This window comes from Veillonella parvula (assembly GCF_945949885.1).
Classification (GTDB): domain Bacteria; phylum Bacillota; class Negativicutes; order Veillonellales; family Veillonellaceae; genus Veillonella; species Veillonella parvula_B.
In genome coordinates this window covers 22,934-41,936 of sequence record NZ_CAMFFZ010000020.1, presented here as the reverse complement: position 1 = coordinate 41,936, position 19,003 = coordinate 22,934, and the positions used below count along the sequence as shown (strand labels likewise).

Here is a 19,003-nt window from a genome sequence, read left to right as displayed (position 1 = left end):
TTTACTGACCCCCAGTTTAACTGGGGGTTTAGTCATGCCTATTCGGCGTACAATGTAAAAAATCCCTCGGAGTTGCAGCTCCGAGGGATTTTGTAGTTAATTGCACAACTATCAATTGCCTATCTATAATATACTACACTTAAAGTGTTTTTTCAATATGTACACTCTTAATCATTTCTCTAGCTCGCTCAACAGAAACTGGCTCATTAAATAAGAACGCATGATTCTAAATCTATAGTCAGTAAATATAAAGGAGATTATAATGATGTACGCATAATTAACATAACTTGTGCAAAGCTTTATTAGATGCACACACAAGTAATCCAACAATAAAAAATTGCTCAATTACAAGCTGATACCTAAGACACGCCTGAGCAAGATTAACTACTAAAATTCCAATAATCCCTTTTCATCAAACTTAAAGTTTGGACCCCATGCAACTTCCCAGTAATATCCATCTGGATCAGCAAAATATGCATGATACCCACCCCAAAAAACATCTTGTGGTTCTTTTACAATTCTTCCCCCAGCATTTCGCACTAATTCAATAACACGATCAACATCTTCTTTATGTTCAACATTATAAGCTAATGTAATTCCGGCAAATCCATTTCCCGTTGGAGGATTGCTTTCATCAATATCTTTTGCTAATTGTTCCAAAGGAAATAGTTCAAATTTTGTCCCTGCCGTATCGAAAAATATTACTGGCGGATTATTTTCTTTACAGTCAGTCTTATATCCCAAACCATCTCTATAAAACTTTATTGATCGTTCCATGTCTCTAACGCCTAAACATATGCAAGTGATCTTATTCATTACTACCTCCATAGTTTACGATTACATTAATTAGATAAACTTAAATTTGTCAGATAATAAATTTACTCGCCAATTTGTATACTTGATTTATTTCTTTGCTGTCTAACTTCCAATTATTGAGTTCAGCTCTAATTAATTCAGGAAATTTTTTGCTAATATCCCTTAAAGCATTGCCTACCGATTTTCTGACATATTCACTGGTATCTTCTTTTAGTGCAGCAATTCGTCTAATAGCTTCATTAGGGTTGTCTTTGAAATATGGCCTACTTGTCCATATTCTTAATCCCTCTGTAACGGCTCTCCTCGTATTTGTATTATGATTATCTAACCATTCATCAATAATTGGAAGCACTTTTTCATACCCGGTCTTTCTGCAAAATTCATCAAATGCCTTTGCTAATACTTCCTGAACTCTCCAATTATCATCTTTAGACACTTCATCTCTCATAAATACCAAGATATCTTTTTGCTCTGATAAGTATCCAAAAAGAAATACAGCGTACATTCTTACTTGATAAATATCAGATTTATAGGCTAAAAATGCCAACTCCTTGATATATTCAATATCACTAGATTTATAATCGGCCAAGGCTCGTCTTTCTTCCTCTTTAAAACCATTTTCTATCAAGGAAAACTCTGTTTCTAAACTCCTAATATACGCTTTCAAAGAAACTCACCTCACTTACAAATTCTAATTTGTTTATAACTATCTGATTCTATCTTTTATTCAATAAAGCTACGTTTTCAATACAGCTACATTGTGCCAATTATTGGTATTCGGCTTTTATTATTAAATTATATCAAAAATTTTTCTCAGTAATCATCACAAATCTATCCTATTTGATAGTATCTATCGCAAATCATTCTACTATTCAAAATTATTGTAAGTGCTATAATGAACTCAACAAAAGGAACATGTGCTCATATAATACTAGTTGGCACACTGCTCTATATAGTTAGTAGTTTATAAAAGAAGACCATTATGACACATACACAAGTAAAAGAACTCGTACAAGCTTTATTAGATGCTCCATCAAGCAATCCTACAGTAAAAGAATTCGCTCAATCCTGGCTCAATGCGGAAGGCACGCCTAAGCAAGCGGAACTCACAAAACAACTCGTATCCGTGGCAGAACAGAATATCGCCTTCATCGATGAAACAATCGGCTTTGCTAGCTCTGAACTAAGCTACGCAAATCCTAGGTAAAGAAGGCGCCGCTAACCTATTACAACATGCGAAAGACATCAAAGCACAAGGCGCTGAATTCTGTGACTGCCCAGGATGCACGGCATGTAAACACGTTATCGATTTGAAAGCGGAAATTGCTTAATAATATATTACCTATTAAGAGGTCATCGACACACTGTTGATGGCCTTTTTATATACAAAAAACGGCCCCTCATGGAGGAGCCGTTTTACTTAACAATATATTTGTGAACGCTTTACTTTTACAGTCTACTCAGGCGTTTATTGTATCCGTTGAAGCATTTTAAAGCTCACAACGATATTAACGAAAATAATCAAAAGTGTTAGGAACGAATAGGCTAATAGCATATAGTTTGCAGACACCGCATCATATATCTGATATGTGCAATATCCAGCCGTGATAATACCACTAAGAACACCCGGGATATACTGTCGCAGAAAAATACTTTGGAATATATGTCCAATTACATGGTATACGTACGCTATGATAATGGTAATATAAAAATCGAAGCTTTCAAAATATATACTTAATCCCAGTATAATCAACAAGAGTACAAATTCCTGATAGATGATTGCATTAATTCTGAAAGGTGTAAACGCCCCCGATAAAAGTCGTCGTTGTAGTTGCGGGTTCCGATCCATAAAGCGAGGAAACAGAAGTATCTCCTCCAATTCGTGCAGCATGAAAATACTGGGAAATAGTAAGAAAAAACTATTCAACTCCATAAGGTACCTCGTTCATAATTTGATTAAGTTTATTATGACAGTTTTATACTATCCCCTTTTTACCTGCACGCGCAGTACCGTCTTCAATTTTGCGGGCTCCACCTTTCGCGCATCGGACAAATAGATTTCCCGATGCCATTCGTTATTAACACGTTGCAAATTATGAGCAGAGCAGAATTCATCCACTTTCATAAACGATTCCGGTTCATTATCATAAGGCCCGATATGCAATATCTGTACGCAATCTCCATCCTCTATCGATTCGAGCCGCACATCCTTAAATCGAGGCAACAATTTTTTCTTGGACACATTAACAATCGCCGCCTCTAACACGTCAGGAGTCACAAAATCTGGTTGTCTGATCATCACTCGATATTGCAGATTATTCTTATCAAACTGCTCCGTATGCTCAATCTGCTTCCAAAGCGCCTCCAATGGATACACGGTGTAATCAAAGTATCCATCCGGCGTCACGCCCTTTTTCGGCAACATCTTTATCCCATAAGACAACGAATATAGCGCCTCGATATCATCAGCAAAAGCCGCATGATTAGGATTTCCCACGCCATCCAGCACGAGGAACTTCATGCTCGGCACCGTAACCTGCACCGCCTTCTGCTTCGGACAATACAGGTCTTTCTCATGTTTACGCCATTCATGCTTTACTGCTGTCATAATTAACCCCTCTTTCTGAAAGAAAACATGTGATTTCTTTTATGGTAAGGGAGGATTATGAAAGATGATTAAAACTCTAAATACCTATTTATTCGATATCAATATACTTATCTCTATAACTAATATTTAATCATATAAAATCAAGATAGATTATTTTCCATATTTTATATTATAATAAGAATAACTAATATCTACAGGAGGTTTATATGAGCCAAATTGATTATAATTTACTTCAATCCATAATTGATATTCAAAGCAACTTATTTAAGATTAGCAATAACAACTCCTCATCTTTTTATCCAACCATCGATAACTTAAAAAAGGCTATCAAAGAAGAAAATATCAACTTCAATGGCCAAAAAAAGCATTTTATTTTGACACAGCACACAAAAAAAAGATTCGGTTATAAATATGATAAAAATAGCTTAGAGTATATAGTTTGCCTTTATCTAAAAAAAAGAATCGACAAAGAGTTCAAAATAATCTTTCCAAACAGAAATAAAATTATAAAATCCTTATTTGGTACATTAACGCTACTAAAAAACATGCAAGATTTTACAATCTATAAGTTTGATTTCAAAGACTTCTTCAATTCAATTTCTAATGACTATGTTAACCAAAATTATCTAAAAGATTCTAATTTATCAAGAGCAGAAAAAGCTCTTATCACTCAGTATTGTAATTGTTTTAAATATACATTTAGTGGTTTAAGTTTATCTAATACCCTCTGTGAATTAGTAGCTCGAGATTTCGATAATATATTAACTCAAAAGCTAAAAGACCTCGGTATTATATTCTATCAAAGATACATTGATGACTGCCTAATAATTAGTAATATAAATATTAAAGAAGATAGCCTAAAGAAGATTATAGAGGAAGCAATTTCCAGTGTTTTTTATAAGGATAATATTAATATAAAATGTAAAGTAAAACTTAACCCGAATAAGTTTAACTACATTTCAAAATATGATTTAAATCAATTAAAAGAATTAAAGTTTTTAGGTTATCAAATAAACTTTGAGCCCGAAAGTAATCCTGATAAAATCAAATTAACTTACGGTATCACTAAAGAAAAAATCATTAAATATCAAAATAAACTAAATCACCTAATTGCCGACAATATTAAAAATGAACTCTCTGATGAAATATTACGACAAAAAATAAAAGCATTTTGTCACAGAATTGTATATTTATCTACACACAAAAATAATATTATATGGAAAAGCAAAGGTATAATTGCTAACTATACAGAGCTTCAGTATTATCTAGCAGCACTAATTCCTGACACAAAAACGTTCTTGGAAAATGCTGTAAAGGATGCATTTAATCAAAACAATCTTCCATTACCATACTATTTAAAATCATCTAACAACACATATACGTTACTTTATACCTTACAAAATAAAAAAAGTATGATTTTTGTTGAATGCTTAGGTTATAATCTAAAAACTTTAAAAAAATTAGCACGAAAAATAGGTCTTCGTAATATGAAGGGACTAACTTACAATCAAATACTCGGAAAGTACCTTATCGCATTGAAAGTTGGCTTTTAACCAAAAAGTACGATAAAATCCAGCCACGCTGCAATTTATCGTACTTTCGGCTCTTATTAAGAGTTAACTCCACTTATCAACCAGTTCATTCCCCTACCTGTAGTTAAATCTACACATAGATTCACGTCTAGTAAACTACTCATACCCATACTTGTGCAAAGCACTCATATAAATACTTTCACCTAAATAGAGTCGCTGATGTGTGCACAATAAGATATTGGGTCTCCCCTATACTTATATTCTGTGCATGAGGAATTCCTCATACTTATAATAATAGATTAAACGGATAAAAACAATGAAAAATACAAATATTCGAAGAAATCAATTAGATTATCTCATAACAGATACAATGCCTGTAGAACTACCTGAACTATACTCATTATATAGATTTTATCAATACCTTTTTGAAAAAAAAGCAGCAAAAAACTTAAAATCAGCAAAAAAAAATTTACTAAAAATAAAGCATAAAAATAAAAACATTATGTTTAATGATCCCACTTGGTCAACTGCACCATTAAAATTCAAAATTATAAAAAATCAAAAAACAACTCGTACGCTCTCATTAATTCAGCCACTATCCGCAATTAATATTTATTTTTTTATTGATTTATATCAAAAGGAAATTCTTCCATTATTAGAAAAAAAAGCTATTTTTTCAATTCGCTATCACAGTAATAATAGCAACTTATATTACAAAGCAAAAAAGAAAAAAACAATAGAATATATTGAGCAAAAAAGCCACAAATTCAAGAAAGATATTATCCAACAAAGTGGATTATATTTTAACTTAAAAACTCATAGCTCTCTTACTGATTTTTTTAATTCACCTACCTGGGAGATAGCTAATCATCAGTATAAATTTTTTGCGAAAGCAGACTATAAATCCTGTTTTGACAGTATTTATACACATACCTTTAAATGGATTGTTGAAGCCCATACAATTGACTCAAAGAATGCTAAAAATACCAATTTATTCATTACTATCGACAAAATATTACAGAATATTAATGGTAAATCTTCCAATGGGATTGTTATCGGTCCTGAATTCTCAAGATTAATCGCTGAAATATTATTACAAGAAATTGATATCCAAGTTTATAACGAATTAAGCATTTTAGGCCTACAAAAAGATCTTGACTATGAAATTTATAGATTTGTTGATGATATTTTCATTTTTACTAATTCTGAAATTACAACTGACAAAATAATAAATTTATATGAAAATTATACTTCAAAGTATCTATTGCATTTAAACGAACATAAATTTAAATCTGAAATCACTCCTGTGATCAATAATTACTGGATAAATAAAACAAGAGACTATGTAGATAAAATCGAAAAAATCTTTGATAATAGTAGTATGCCTGAACAACTTTTAAGTAATGGCTTTATCAACTTCCCAAGAATGAAAAATGATTTTGATGTATTAATAAAAGAGCATCCAGATTATACCCGATATATTATATCTTTCATACTTAGTACATTTTTAAATAAGTTCAAGAAACAGAAAAAAGGGCTTCTCTTAATAAACAAACCTAAGAAATCTAAATTACTTTATTTGCTAGATTTAGTATTCTATATTTATTCTTATTTTGCATCATTTGATAATACTCAAAAATTTATTACTATATTTTATTATATTAAGTCTGAACTTCTAAAGGATGAATCATTTGACTATAGTAAAATAGAAAGAATTTTTACAAAATATAGTTTTATATTTTTAAAATTTCCACTTCAAGATTTATCTAATCTATTACTAGTTATCGCTGCTCATAAATCAGCGTTACCCTATATTATTGAAAAGTATTTAGAGGATTTTTTAGAAAAAGAAAAGAACCCATTATTATGGGCATGCTATAGCATTTATTCCAAATATGATATAACCTATCACAAAAAAATTACTAATGTGATTAATAATAATATTGAAATAGCACTTTCAAATATAAAGCCAGATAATATGATGCTATATAGTGAATTTTGGTATATAATTATATTTTTTAATTGGCAAAATTTAAGCCCAGAAAATACTAAAGGAATCAAACAGCTCTTAAAAATATTTAAACATAAGAATTTAGATGAGAACAACAATAATAATATTCTCAAAAAGGATATTCTCACTCCTATTATTGATTTTATAGAAGAGTTTGATAGTAATAACAATCATTATTTTTTTAATTGGGGAATAGATATTTATGAATCTATAAATCAAGCAATAACATATAGAACTTTACAACGTACGCTTTTTCAACAATACAAAGGTATACATGGTTTAGAAATCTTCGGTAGTATAAACTAATTTTCAATAATAACTCATCATTATCAAACTTTGTTATAGAAATATATCAATATTAACAAAGAGCCCTTACACCAAAGTATAGGGCTCTTTCCTTTTTACATACTCGCTTCTACTAGTACTTGTGTATACGGATGTTCCGCTTCTTTAAGTCGTTTTGATTCGATATTTTCTACGATTTGCCCATCTTTCATGACGATGATTCGGTCTGTTACAGCTTGTAATAGTCCGATGTCATGGCTGACGAATACGTAACCGAAGGGTTGTTCCGTATGGAGTTTTTGTAATAGGTCTAGCACTAGTTTTTGGTTCACCGCATCAAGGGCTGATGTAGGTTCATCAAAGAGTACTAGTTTTGGGTTCATCAGCATAATTCGTGCTAATACAACACGTTGCAATTGACCGCCGCTGACCTCATGCGGGTATTTGTTAACGATCGTTTCAGGTAGGTCTACATGTTGAATCCACTTACGGATATCGTCCTTTGCTGCAGTCACATCCATGAGACCATAGTTGATATACGGCTCTAAGAGAAATGCTTCTAAGTTCATTCTCGGTGGAATCACCGCCAAGGGATTTTGGAACATCATCTGCATAGAGCGATATATTTCTGTATGATTTTGAATGGAATGGATTTCCTCACCAAAGAGTCGCAAGGTGCCAGATGTAGGTTTTTCTAGCATAGCAATCAGCCTAAGCAGCGTACTTTTACCGGAACCACTACCACCAGCAATACCTACGCGTTCATTGGGAGCCACGGAAAAGGATACGTTATCAACGGCGTGGACCGTATGATTGTGGTTCGTATATTGTTTACATATATTCTCGAGTTGAATCATACTACACCACTTTCATTACGGAATCTAACAAAATACGAGTATACTCATCCTTTGGATGTGTCATTACCTCTTCGGTGGATCCCACTTCAACGAGTTGCCCCTTATTCATAACCCCAATGCTATTGGCAATGCGCGCCGCCGCCTTGATATTATGGGTTACAATAATCACCGTTGCCCCAAGAGCCTGTGTTACCTCTTTCATAAGGTCCAATACAGAGGCTTGCACCAGCATATCTAAGGCACTAGTCGGTTCGTCAGCAAATACGATACCAGGCTTCAAGATGAGGCTCAAAGCTATTGCTAACCGTTGTTGCATACCACCGCTCAACTGAAACGGATAGGACTGCAAGATACGTGCTCCGTCAGTTAAGTGAACGAGATTAAGCATATCTATAACGCGGCTTACATCATAACTTTCACCATGAGCACAGAACAAATCCTTAAAGTGATTTTCTACAGTCCGATACGGATTTAGATAGGCGCTGGGATTTTGGAAGATCATAGAAATCTTTGTGCCCCGTAGTTGTCGCCAATCACCATCACTCAATGTAGAAACATCGGTGCCATTTAGCAAAATTTGGCCGCTAATGTTAGCTTGTTTCAACATGCCAAAGGCGGCACGAACTAACGTAGATTTACCAGAGCCGCTTTCACCAACGATGGCAAAGACCTCACCATTGGGCACGGAGAAGTATACATCGCGTACCGCTTGCTCCGCACCGTATGAAATTATAACCTTATCAAATACGATACAATCAGATTTATTCAATAGTAGAATCCTTTGTTAATAAGTAGTAATCGATTGGATGTACCGGTACATTTTTAACTTTTGTAGTAGATACAACCGTTGCACTTGGATACAACAAATAAATATCTGCTACGTCATCAACTAAGATTTGTTGTGCTTGTTTTGCAATATTAGAGCGTTCGTTTTGATCAAATGTTACAGACAATTGGTCGATTAACGCATCTACTTGAGGATTAGTGTAGCCGCCAACGTTTGCTTTCGCACCAGTTTTGTAGAATAAGCTGAGGAACCAGTAAGGATCGTTTGTAGACATAGTCACTACATTGCGTTCTACTAAATCGAAACCATCTGTACCAAGTGTATCTACTTCATCAGGGCTTTGTAATTTCTTAAGAGTTACAGCAATACCAGCTTTTTTCAATTCTTGTTGAATTTCTTCGGATAAGCTTGTGTCTTTACCCCAAATAGCAATAGTAATCGCTAATTCTTTGCCATCTTTTGCATACATGCCGTTTGCATTCTTAGCGTACCCAGCCTGAGACAAGATTTGGTCAGCTTTTGCTACATCTGTCATCGGTTTATTAGCAATCGCATCATAGCCTAAGTTGGCAGATGGCGGGAATGGTGCCGCCCCTGGTGTAGAGCCATTGCCGATGATTTTAGCCATGGAATCATAGTTAATGATATGAGCAATAGCGGAACGTACAGCTTTATCATGTAATGGAGATGCTTCTGTGTGGTTTGCTTTCAACATAAACACACGAACGCCAGCAACGTCTTGAATATTGAAACCGTCTTTGAACAAGCTGCGGTTAGCAGAGTCCACTTTTTGAATTACGTCTACGTCTTTAGATTGCAACGCCATAGCGCGTTTATTGTTGTCTTCGATATCTTTTACAGTTACAGAATCAAGACCTGGTTTGCCGCCCCAGTAATCTGCGAAGGCTGCGAGTTCAATTGTTTCACCTTTTTTGAAAGCAGTGATTTTATAAGGGCCTGTAAGAACTGGTTTAGATGCTACGTCTTTAAGATCTGCAGTATCCATGATAACAAAAGCAGGTTCAGTCAAGCTAGATAACAAGGAACCATTAGGTTCTGTTGTTTTAATAATCAAGTTTTGACCATCTACTGTGATGGACTCGATTTTAACGGCCTTTGCAGAACGAGCACTTTGTTTCATTGTGTACTCGATGGACTCTTTTACCTTTTGTGGCGTCATTGGAGCGCCATTGTGGAATTTAACATTTTCACGGATGTGGAATTTCCATGTTGTAGGGTCCACATTTTCCCAGGAGTCTGCCAATTGTGGAGTAAATTTCATATCTGGTGTTACCGTTGCCAATGTTTCACCAGCGCCGATACGCGTCAATGTCCACGCATCCCATTCGTGAGTTGGGTCTAATGTTTCACCAAACCAATACAAACCAACATTCATATGCTTACCTTGTTTGCTGTCTTTAGCAGTATCATTGCCACAGCCAACCAAGAGAGCCACCATGCATAGCATGGACAAACATGCTAACAACCAACGCTTCATAATATCTCCTTTAAAATACATTGCCTCGTCGAGGCTTTCACCATAAAAAATCTATACACAGCACGGTTAACGAGATACATCAAGGGCATCGCGCAACGCATCACCAATATAGTTAAATAAAACAACGGTAATAAAAATAGCGAGCCCTGGGTAAATTAGCAGCCACGGCGCCGTTTGTAGAAAATCTCGGGAACTCAACAAGATAGCGCCCCACTCCGGATCCGGCGGTTGTACACCGATGCCGATGAGCGAAAAACTGGCTACCAAAATGATGGCATCCCCTAGATGTTGAATAATAACAATCGCCAACGGTGGCAATACATTCGGCAGAATATAGCGCCACAAAATTCGTAGGTTTGAAGCGCCCGACATACGAGCAAAGGTAATGTACTCCGCGTGGCGTTCAATCTGTACAAGACCTCTAGTGATACGTGCATATTCCGCCCATTTCGTAATGCACAAGGAAATGATTACATTCGTTATGCTAGGTCCCATAATACCGATGAAAGCAATAGCAATCACCATGTTCGGGAATCCTAGTACCAAATCAATCAAGCGAGATAACCAACGGTCAATGCTAGGTGTAGAGAATCCTGCTAACCCACCAATAGCGATACCGATGGCCCCACTAATGCCAATGATGGTGAAAGCAATCCCTAAAGAGGCTTTACCACCGTACAGAATACGAGACCACACATCACGACCGAGTTGGTCAGTACCTAATAGATGGGTACTACTAATGTCTTGTAAGCGGTCCGCGATACTCGTCGTTTCAGGATCAAAGGGTGCTATATAGGGAGCACATAAGAAAAATACGATCCACAGAGTTGCTAATACCAATATAGCGTATAAAGTATAGGGCTTTTGTCTATTCATAAGAGCCTCCTTTTATAGCGGCTCTTCGCTTCGGATTCAGCCAAACACTCAATACATCAATGATGATATTTATCACGATGAACACCAAGGTAATCCAAATGATATAGCCCTGCATCAATACATAATCGCGAGCCATAATGCCCTGCACCATCATGTAGCCGATGCCTTTTATGGAGAATACCGTTTCAATAACGGCAGACCCACCTAGCATAGCCCCCATGGTTACCCCCATCATAGGCAACAACATAAGTCCCACATGAGGGAATATGTAACGGGTGTAGACCATCCATTCTGGCAAGCCCAATGCTCGAGCCCCCTGTACAAAGGGCTGTCGCGACACCTCTAAGATAGCATTGCGCAATCGACGAATGTAGAGACCACATATCCATAAAGCAAGGGTTACCGCGGGCAATACATAAGCAGAAAAGCCATTGGTATTCGTTACCGACACTAGCTGTAATTTAACACCGAATAAGTACAGTAATAATAAACCGACCCAGAACCCAGGGATTGCTAATGCTAGGAATGTAACGAGACGAACCCCATGATCAATCCATGAGTCTTGATACTTTGCAGATAACATACCGAGCGGTATGGTCACCACGATTCCCATAACAAGAGCTAAGGATACTAGCCCCAAGGTATTAGGCAAGGCACCGCCAAGAATGGTCGCCACTGGTAAAGCATACAGAATGGACTCACCAAAGTCCCCTTGTACAATTTGACCTAACCAACGTAGGTATTGTTGCCACCAAGGGTCATTGAGCCCTAACTGCTCTCGTATCTGTGCAACTACAACTGGATCTGGTGTAGCCCCTACAAGATTAAACTTCATCGACACGGGATCAATAGGAGATAATTTTATCAATACAAATGTACCGATGGTAACAACAAATAAAATACCTACAATACTCGCCAAACGCTGTAGTATTAATCGATACAATACATCACCTGCCTTCTTTATCACAAAATAGCTATATTTATATTCTATCAATGTAATACTTAGATAGATATACCCATATGGGTATTTAGAATCATTATCATTATGAAAGTTTTGCATACCAACAAAAACGGCCCCTCATATGAGGAGCCGTTCCATATAAAACCCTTACAGTGTCCATGCGAGTGCTTCACCACAGCTCGCATGCCTATCCCATTAGGCCTGGACTTTTATATTATTTTGTATGTTGTTTTGGGGCTACTGTATTAGCAACGATTGCTTTAGCCATGTCACGAGTTACAGGGCGTTCGAAGTACATCCCATGAGTTTGTCCGTCTTTTGTCCAACCTATGAGATATACCATTTTATTACCGCCTTTGAAAACAACCTTTGTGCCGTTTACTTTTTCATTAGCTGTTACACGAAAATCGTTATAATCGCCGCTGATATCTTCTTTTATTTCATTGGCTATGCGATGGACGATGCGTTTGCCTGCAGCTTGATTACGAGTAGCATCTTCACCAGCTTGGTAAACATAAACCACTTGCAATATATCCTTATCAATAGTACTTACAGACTCAATGTTGTAACCCACAGGTAATACCTTAGGCATTTGAGGTGTAATGTTCATATATCTAGCCGCTTCATCTACAGTAGAAAACTCATGAAACGGACTTGGCATACCAACCATTGGCGCTTCTTGTTGCGCTACCACAGATTTAGGTTGATCTGGTTTTACATCAAGAGTACCTTGAGCACCAGCAACAGTATAAGAACCTACACAAGCACAAGCAACTGCCATCAATACAAATTTCTTCAACATTAATATAATCTCCGCGCTCTTACAAATACATCTGTACAAACACACCACATTGATTAATAATATTATAATACAAAAATACATTTTACAAAATATTCTTTATCAAAACTTATTTTATAATTATATCCTAAATGATAGGGAATTTCAAGTAGTTATTTCTTATATAAAGCCTTGAGTTCTATATTAGCTTTTACGTTAAATCATACGCCGTCTTATTTCTTATGCACCATAAACCCAGCTGCTTGTTGATTTGCCATGATTGTGACATCAGAAATTTGCAAGCGTTTAGGTTGGTTTGTTACGTATAGCACAACGTCCGCCACATCCTCAGGTTGGATGGCATCGATGCCGGCGTAGACGGCTTTAGCTTTTTCCGCATCACCGTGAAAGCGCACTTCACTAAATGGAGTCTCTACGATGCCCGGTTGAATGGTTGTGACCTTAATATCTGTAGCAATCGTATCCATCCGAATACCATCGCTTAACGTCTTAACGGCCGCCTTTGTAGCACAGTAAACAGCGCCACCTGGATATGCGTAAATACCAGCGGTAGAGCCCATATTTACAATATGGCCTGCGTTTTTATCAATCATAAAAGGTAGTACAGCCTTTGTTACATATAAAAGACCTTTCACATTTGTATCTATCATGGTCACAGCATCATCGACAGCACTATCTTGGAAAGGATCCAAACCTTGCGCAAGACCTGCATTATTTACAAGGACATCAACACCACCAAAAACCTCAATTGCTGCTGGAACCTTGCTTTCAACATCCTCACGACTACGCACATCAAGAACCAAAGTCTCAATGCGCACGCCATATTCCTTAGACAAACGAGCCTGTACCTCAGCCAACACCTCAGCGCGACGACCGGAAATCAAAACATTATCGCCATACTTTGCATATGCCTCGGCAATACAAAGACCAATACCAGACGTTGCACCAGTAACAAAAACATTACGAGCCATAAATACCTCCTTATCAATCCGAACTATATCTATAGTCTAATTATACCACTTTAATATGTAATGGACTTTAAGCCACCACCCTATACTAATAAAAATGATACATTGGAGCATATAGTATTAAAAGAACACATAAAGCGGCATAAAGATTTAAAAATATGATAAAAAAGAGAATACCCTTTCTGAAACCGACTTTCCCTCTATGTAAATAATATGTCGGCGCAGTGGTTTATAATACTTGAACATTTGAGCTCTACAGCAGCAGTAAACCAAATAGGGATACCTATTCGAAGCCGCCTTGAGCGTTACGCGTACTGTACTTTCCCCTCTTCTAGAATAATATGTCGGCGCAGATGGTATTTAAAAGGATACATAAAGTGGCATATGGATTTAGGAATATGATAATAAAAAGAGGATACCCTTTCTGAAACCGACTTAGCTCGCTTTGGAGGCTTTCGGGAAGGGTATCCTCTTTCTTTATTGTATTATAATTCTAATGCCACTTTATGCACGTCTTTTATTTCAAATGCGCCAACATATCATTTAACACTTCCATGCAATCCCCCACTATCCCATAGTTAGCGTGTTGGAAGATTTCTGCATTTGGATCGTTGTTGATAGCCACGATTGTGTCAGCACCGGAGATACCGCTCACGTGTTGAATAGCACCGGAGATACCGAATGCCAAGTATAGTTTAGGACTTACCGTTTTACCTGTTTGGCCTACTTGGTATGGCAATTCGATCCAGCCCTTTTCTACAAGGGGACGTGTAGCACCTACAACGCCGCCGATAGCATCGGCAAGTTCGTAGAGCTTATCGAAGTTTTCTTTAGAACCCATGCCTCGACCGCCGGCCACGATGATATCCGCTTCTTGGATGTTGTAACCATCTTTGCTAAACGGAATGAAGTCGAGACGCTTCATGCGAATGTCTTCAGGGTTAAGGTCGAATGGTTCAATTTGAATGCGGCCCCAGCTATCTGCAATGCGGTCCGGCTTTTTAAATACATTAGGACGGACAGAACCCATTTGTGGACGGTGATTTGGGGAAATAATTTCAGCTAAAATATTGCCACCCAAGGCAGGGCGTGTCCATTCTACAAGGCCTTCTGTAGTATCTACCGTCAAAATGGTACAGTCAGCTACGACACCATTTTTCATGCGACCAGACATGCGAGGTGCCAAGTCACGGCCATTGTTTGTAGCGCCAATCAAAAGGATATTAGGCTTATGGTCTTCAAAGAAATCTGTCAAAACCTTTGTATAGCCGTCTGTTGTATAGTATTTCAAAAGAGGGCTTTCAAAAACGTGAACAATATCGGCACCATGTGCCACAAGTTCCTCCGCCTCGGATTGAACATTCTCACCAAGGAGCATAACTTGAACGAGTTGGCCCAATTCCTTAGCGATTCGACGAGCTTGACCGATAAGTTCGTACGTAACCGGATGCACTACGTCATCGATGGTATCGGCTACGACAAAGACATCTCTATATTCATCAAAATTTGTCACTCCCATTATCGATCACCTCCTTTGGAACCTTCTTCACCTTTAACGGTCGCTAAAGCCTTAAACTCACTAGAGGATACACTTTCAACAGTGGCAGCCCGTTGTACAGGGTCTTTTACATCTATGCCCTCATCATTGGTATCTACAGGCTCTTCGACCGATTCTTCGCTCGGTACTAATAAATGAGAAAACTTTTCTGGCTTGATATTATATGCCAATTCAAGGATTTTCTTAGCGCCTTCGTCCACGGATGAAAGCATCTCTACCTTGCCCCGAAGCGGTGGTTGGTATACCTTGCGCACACGTGTAGGAGAGCCATTGAGCCCGATACGGCTTTCATCAATATGTGGCATATCTCGCAATGTAATATGCGTAATCGTATATCGTTTGGCGTAAATCGAGCTCCAAAGACCGGGTTGACGAGGCTCATTGAGTTCAGCCGTAGCCGTTACCAATAGTGGTAAAGGAACTTCCACAATTTCGTAACCATTTTCATGTTCTCGTTTTACAATCGCTTTTTGGGCTGCTTGGTCTACAGATAATTCACAAGCATAGGTAGCTTGCGCCATGCCTAGTTCCTCCGCAATTTGAGGGCCTACTTGCGCTGTATCTCCATCGATAGCCTGCTTGCCGCAGAAAATCATTTGGAACTCGCGATTCATGGTACGTTGAATATGACGAATGGCAGAGGCAATCGTATAGCTTGTAGCCAATGTATCAGCACCGCCAAAAGCACGGTCTGTAATGAGCACCGCATCGTCTGCACCGAGGGATAAACACTCGCGAAGTGCCGCCTCGGCTTGAGGAGGCCCCATAGTGACAACGGTTACACGACTACCTTCATATTGGTCTTTTACCGCAAGAGCTGCCTCTAACGCATGCATATCGTAAGGGTTTACAATGCTAGGCAGACCTGTGCGGATGAGATTATTCGTTTCCGGATCCAGCTTAATCTCAGATGTATCTGGAACCTGTTTGATACATACTAATAACTCCATACCCTCACCCCTGTCTAAATTCTACGCCCTTAGCGTTACGCGGATATTTCCAAGTTTTTACGATTGTTTCGCCACAGAGAACACGGCAGGTGCCGCACTCAAGACACCCAGCGAAATCAAAGGCTAAATCGCCATTTTCTTGTAATGTATATAGACCGGCAGGACAGCCGTTTACAAGTTTCATTTTCTCTTCCAAGCTAAAGCCGGCGCCATCCACAATGATATGAGGAGACGTTTCATCTACATAGTATTTATTGGCGCCCAAGCGCTCTTCTAATTTCATAGGGAACGCACCCCTTTCCAAGCATCACGAATCAAGGTAACTAACCCAACGTCACTTACACTACCCATCAATTTCTTCATCATTGGGACTGCACCATCACCATTTACAGTGAATACATCGCGCATCACATTATTCACAAGAGCTGGATACTCTTTGAATATGCGAGGGTTTGATGCGAGGAAGGCAGGCATATTTTTATAAAGCTTCATATCCTTATATAACCAAGAATTCTTGATTTGACGTTCATACAATTTAGCAACGCGCTCCATGTTTTCATCGCGCAAGGCTACGTTAACCGCATCGGCTGCACACATGCCAGATTCGATGGCAAGGTCCATACCACGAATGGTATACCCCAAGTTCATACACATACGCGCTGCATCACCGACGATAACATACCCATTACCGCCCAACTTAGGCAACGCTTTAAATCCGCCTTCTGGTACGAGATGCGCACTATGCTCCTTCAATTGGCCATTTTTTAATAATGGTGCGATTCTTGGATGATTGGTGAAAGCTAACAACATGTCATCTACAGATTTATTGGCTTTGCCGATATCTTCAAGGCCTACAACCATACCTACGGAAAGGCTGTCTTTATTCGTATAAATAAAGCCACCACCCAATAGACCATCGGTCATATCGCCCAAAGTAAGCCACGCCAGCCCCTCATCGCCAGATAGCATGAGGCGATTTTCAAGATCTTCTTTTTTGAGTTTATATACCTCTTTCACCCCTACAGCCATTGTTCTTGGATCTGTAGGACCTGTAAGGGCAGCCTGTTCCAATAATAATGTGTTAGAACCTTCTGCGATAACAACTAGTTTTGCATATACTTCGTCATCGTGACAGCGAACCCCTATTACACGGCGACGTTTTCCTTCACCTTCGGTAATAAGCTCAGTTACCTGTACATTAGATACGAGAAGAGCACCTTTTTTCTCCGCCTCTTCTGCTAACCATTTATCAAATTTAGCACGCAATACTACGTAGGATTCTTCATTAGGTTCACCATCTTGGTAACTGTACTCGATAGTGGTCATTTCATTGCCTGTACCAATAGAAATGCGCTCTTTTGTCACCTTTCGTTCCAACGGCGCACGGTCTCTAAAGTCCGGTACAAGACGTTCCAAAGAATGTGTGTAGATGCGTCCCCCCATCATGTTTTTAGCGCCTGGTGCGGTGCCACGTTCGATAAGTAAAACTTTTACCCTCTGCTCCGCTAAGCGTAATGCTGCCGCAGCACCCGCCGGTCCCGCGCCAACAACGATAACATCAAATGTTTCATTGCGATCAATTGCCATATACTCAGCTCCTTTAAATGAAAGCTTAGACTTACATAAGTTCATATAGTATATATATTTCTCTATTTAGAACCAAAATACCTTTAAAAATTAGCACAGAAAGATGAATATATTCTATATTTTTCAGAAATATATTATAAAAGTCTATACATGTTGTATATATACTCATTATATATTAATACTAATGTATACTTTCTGTTCTAGATGAGTGCAATAAAATTCATCAATTCGTGAATTTTATAAGTAAGTCTAGCTTTCACGGTAAAAGTAGCGTATGATAAAGGTAGCAAAAACCCTATACGGAGCAAGACGCGTATAATACGACCGCATAATGCAAGTCCACGGTCAAGGTTGGGAACTCGTTATTTTTTAATTAAGAGGAGGCCCTATGGACCCGTTAAAAATCTTGAAAGCATTATCAAATCCGCATCGGTTAGATATTATATTGTGGCTAAAACACCCGGAGAAAGAATTCGGTGTACAAGTACACGCTAATACGCTTATCGACTTTCCATATAGTGTAAGCGTTAAGAGTATCCAAAAGCGCTGCGGTGTATCGCAATCTTCTATTTCTACATTTATGAGCATCTTAGAGAATGCTGAACTTGTAGAATCGCGTAAAATCGACCAATATACCTATTTCCGTCGCAACGAAGAGGTTATTCACGAATTTGGCGAATGGTACAACAAAGAAGTATCCATACAGTCTGATGAAATTAACAAATTATTAGAAACGGTTATCTTAGAAGACACTTCATATCCATCAACTGATGAAAGCTCCATACCTAGCGAGCAAATGGCAGTCGAAATACGTACTAAGGGACCGCAGCATGATGAAGAAAGTAAATAAAAGCCCTTCCCTACTTACCATATCTAGGGAAAAACGAAAAGAGCTATAATTTCGAATGTT

18 protein-coding genes and 1 pseudogene are annotated in these 19,003 nt (G+C 38.0%); 4 read left to right on the top strand and 15 right to left on the bottom strand.

The features are described 5' to 3' along the window. Nucleotides 1-387: 387 nt before the first annotated feature. The gene (locus Q7O55_RS06960) at nucleotides 388-816 is read right to left on the bottom strand and encodes a VOC family protein (protein WP_303929395.1); all 429 of its coding nucleotides are present in this window, start codon (nucleotides 814-816) and stop codon (nucleotides 388-390) included. Nucleotides 817-865: 49 nt separating this feature from the next. After that, complete coding sequence (locus Q7O55_RS06955; protein ID WP_303929394.1) at nucleotides 866-1,483, bottom strand: DNA alkylation repair protein; 618 nt, start codon at nucleotides 1,481-1,483, stop codon at nucleotides 866-868. Between the two features lie 315 nt (nucleotides 1,484-1,798). On the opposite strand from Q7O55_RS06955, the pseudogene Q7O55_RS06950 reads away from it, so the two are divergent. Further along, nucleotides 1,799-2,147, top strand: a pseudogene (locus Q7O55_RS06950) (hypothetical protein). A 137-nt stretch (nucleotides 2,148-2,284) separates the two neighbouring features. On the opposite strand, the gene Q7O55_RS06945 reads toward Q7O55_RS06950, so the two are convergent. Beyond that, a complete protein-coding gene (locus Q7O55_RS06945; RefSeq protein WP_303929392.1) occupies nucleotides 2,285-2,749 on the bottom strand; it encodes an HXXEE domain-containing protein in 465 nt (154 codons plus the stop codon). A gap of 48 nt (nucleotides 2,750-2,797) precedes the next feature. Next, nucleotides 2,798-3,424 carry a GyrI-like domain-containing protein gene (locus Q7O55_RS06940; protein WP_303929390.1) on the bottom strand — a complete coding sequence of 209 codons (627 nt, stop codon included), beginning with the start codon at nucleotides 3,422-3,424 and terminating at the stop codon, nucleotides 2,798-2,800. Between the two features lie 206 nt (nucleotides 3,425-3,630). Here Q7O55_RS06940 and Q7O55_RS06935 point away from each other — a divergent pair, with 206 nt between their 5' ends. Both Q7O55_RS06935 and Q7O55_RS06930 read left to right on the top strand, forming a co-directional pair. Further along, a complete protein-coding gene (locus Q7O55_RS06935; protein ID WP_303929389.1) occupies nucleotides 3,631-4,977 on the top strand; it encodes a reverse transcriptase domain-containing protein in 1,347 nt (448 codons plus the stop codon). Nucleotides 4,978-5,272: 295 nt separating this feature from the next. Then, on the top strand, nucleotides 5,273-7,273 hold the full coding sequence (locus Q7O55_RS06930; protein ID WP_303929388.1) for an RNA-directed DNA polymerase: 2,001 nt from the start codon (nucleotides 5,273-5,275) through the stop codon (nucleotides 7,271-7,273). Between the two features lie 95 nt (nucleotides 7,274-7,368). Here the strand turns inward: Q7O55_RS06930 and Q7O55_RS06925 are convergent, their stop codons facing one another. The 11 genes from Q7O55_RS06925 to Q7O55_RS06875 form a co-directional block, all read right to left on the bottom strand. Next, nucleotides 7,369-8,109 (bottom strand): ABC transporter ATP-binding protein, encoded by a 741-nt coding sequence (locus Q7O55_RS06925; protein ID WP_303929387.1) that lies wholly within the window; start codon nucleotides 8,107-8,109, stop codon nucleotides 7,369-7,371. A 1-nt stretch (nucleotide 8,110) separates the two neighbouring features. Continuing rightward, entirely contained in the window at nucleotides 8,111-8,878 is a 768-nt protein-coding gene (locus Q7O55_RS06920; RefSeq protein WP_303929386.1) for an ABC transporter ATP-binding protein, read from the bottom strand. Next, complete coding sequence (locus tag Q7O55_RS06915; RefSeq protein WP_303929385.1) at nucleotides 8,871-10,394, bottom strand: ABC transporter substrate-binding protein; 1,524 nt, start codon at nucleotides 10,392-10,394, stop codon at nucleotides 8,871-8,873. Before Q7O55_RS06915 ends, Q7O55_RS06920 begins: the two co-directional genes overlap by 8 nt. A 66-nt stretch (nucleotides 10,395-10,460) precedes the next feature. Beyond that, the gene (locus Q7O55_RS06910) at nucleotides 10,461-11,270 is read right to left on the bottom strand and encodes an ABC transporter permease (RefSeq protein ID WP_303929384.1); all 810 of its coding nucleotides are present in this window, start codon (nucleotides 11,268-11,270) and stop codon (nucleotides 10,461-10,463) included. Next, nucleotides 11,263-12,213 (bottom strand): ABC transporter permease, encoded by a 951-nt coding sequence (locus Q7O55_RS06905; protein WP_278467313.1) that lies wholly within the window; start codon nucleotides 12,211-12,213, stop codon nucleotides 11,263-11,265. The genes Q7O55_RS06910 and Q7O55_RS06905 overlap by 8 nt, the downstream gene beginning before the upstream one ends. Before the next feature lie 232 nt (nucleotides 12,214-12,445). Then, a complete protein-coding gene (locus Q7O55_RS06900) occupies nucleotides 12,446-13,033 on the bottom strand; it encodes a hypothetical protein (RefSeq protein WP_303929382.1) in 588 nt (195 codons plus the stop codon). 209 nt (nucleotides 13,034-13,242) lie between these two features. Continuing rightward, complete coding sequence (locus Q7O55_RS06895) at nucleotides 13,243-14,001, bottom strand: SDR family NAD(P)-dependent oxidoreductase (protein WP_303929381.1); 759 nt, start codon at nucleotides 13,999-14,001, stop codon at nucleotides 13,243-13,245. Nucleotides 14,002-14,515: 514 nt separating this feature from the next. After that, the gene (locus Q7O55_RS06890) at nucleotides 14,516-15,517 is read right to left on the bottom strand and encodes an electron transfer flavoprotein subunit alpha/FixB family protein (protein WP_012863686.1); all 1,002 of its coding nucleotides are present in this window, start codon (nucleotides 15,515-15,517) and stop codon (nucleotides 14,516-14,518) included. Next, a complete protein-coding gene (locus Q7O55_RS06885; protein ID WP_303929380.1) occupies nucleotides 15,517-16,506 on the bottom strand; it encodes an electron transfer flavoprotein subunit beta/FixA family protein in 990 nt (329 codons plus the stop codon). Before Q7O55_RS06885 ends, Q7O55_RS06890 begins: the two co-directional genes overlap by 1 nt. A 4-nt stretch (nucleotides 16,507-16,510) precedes the next feature. Next, nucleotides 16,511-16,789 (bottom strand): ferredoxin family protein, encoded by a 279-nt coding sequence (locus Q7O55_RS06880; protein ID WP_004694335.1) that lies wholly within the window; start codon nucleotides 16,787-16,789, stop codon nucleotides 16,511-16,513. Further along, nucleotides 16,786-18,093: an FAD-dependent oxidoreductase gene (locus Q7O55_RS06875; RefSeq protein WP_303929379.1), complete on the bottom strand. Its 1,308-nt coding sequence runs from the start codon at nucleotides 18,091-18,093 to the stop codon at nucleotides 16,786-16,788. The genes Q7O55_RS06880 and Q7O55_RS06875 overlap by 4 nt, the downstream gene beginning before the upstream one ends. Nucleotides 18,094-18,481: 388 nt before the next feature. Between Q7O55_RS06875 and Q7O55_RS06870 the strand changes: the two genes are divergently transcribed. Next, nucleotides 18,482-18,943 carry a helix-turn-helix transcriptional regulator gene (locus tag Q7O55_RS06870; RefSeq protein WP_303929378.1) on the top strand — a complete coding sequence of 154 codons (462 nt, stop codon included), beginning with the start codon at nucleotides 18,482-18,484 and terminating at the stop codon, nucleotides 18,941-18,943. Nucleotides 18,944-19,003: the final 60 nt, after the last annotated feature.

What these genes read in the sequence shown, in the direction of transcription:
- Q7O55_RS06960 (WP_303929395.1), bottom strand. Translation starts at nt 816, where the DNA reads ATGAATAAGATCACTTGCATATGTTTAGGCGTTAGAGACATGGAACGA.
- Q7O55_RS06935 (WP_303929389.1), top strand. Translation starts at nt 3,631, where the DNA reads ATGAGCCAAATTGATTATAATTTACTTCAATCCATAATTGATATTCAA.
- Q7O55_RS06910 (WP_303929384.1), bottom strand. Translation starts at nt 11,270, where the DNA reads ATGAATAGACAAAAGCCCTATACTTTATACGCTATATTGGTATTAGCA.
- Q7O55_RS06900 (WP_303929382.1), bottom strand. Translation starts at nt 13,033, where the DNA reads ATGTTGAAGAAATTTGTATTGATGGCAGTTGCTTGTGCTTGTGTAGGT.
- Q7O55_RS06915 (WP_303929385.1), bottom strand. Translation starts at nt 10,394, where the DNA reads ATGAAGCGTTGGTTGTTAGCATGTTTGTCCATGCTATGCATGGTGGCT.
- Q7O55_RS06945 (WP_303929392.1), bottom strand. Translation starts at nt 2,749, where the DNA reads ATGGAGTTGAATAGTTTTTTCTTACTATTTCCCAGTATTTTCATGCTG.
- Q7O55_RS06875 (WP_303929379.1), bottom strand. Translation starts at nt 18,093, where the DNA reads ATGGCAATTGATCGCAATGAAACATTTGATGTTATCGTTGTTGGCGCG.
- Q7O55_RS06890 (WP_012863686.1), bottom strand. Translation starts at nt 15,517, where the DNA reads ATGGGAGTGACAAATTTTGATGAATATAGAGATGTCTTTGTCGTAGCC.
- Q7O55_RS06895 (WP_303929381.1), bottom strand. Translation starts at nt 14,001, where the DNA reads ATGGCTCGTAATGTTTTTGTTACTGGTGCAACGTCTGGTATTGGTCTT.
- Q7O55_RS06885 (WP_303929380.1), bottom strand. Translation starts at nt 16,506, where the DNA reads ATGGAGTTATTAGTATGTATCAAACAGGTTCCAGATACATCTGAGATT.
- Q7O55_RS06930 (WP_303929388.1), top strand. Translation starts at nt 5,273, where the DNA reads ATGAAAAATACAAATATTCGAAGAAATCAATTAGATTATCTCATAACA.
- Q7O55_RS06925 (WP_303929387.1), bottom strand. Translation starts at nt 8,109, where the DNA reads ATGATTCAACTCGAGAATATATGTAAACAATATACGAACCACAATCAT.
- Q7O55_RS06880 (WP_004694335.1), bottom strand. Translation starts at nt 16,789, where the DNA reads ATGAAATTAGAAGAGCGCTTGGGCGCCAATAAATACTATGTAGATGAA.
- Q7O55_RS06940 (WP_303929390.1), bottom strand. Translation starts at nt 3,424, where the DNA reads ATGACAGCAGTAAAGCATGAATGGCGTAAACATGAGAAAGACCTGTAT.
- Q7O55_RS06870 (WP_303929378.1), top strand. Translation starts at nt 18,482, where the DNA reads ATGGACCCGTTAAAAATCTTGAAAGCATTATCAAATCCGCATCGGTTA.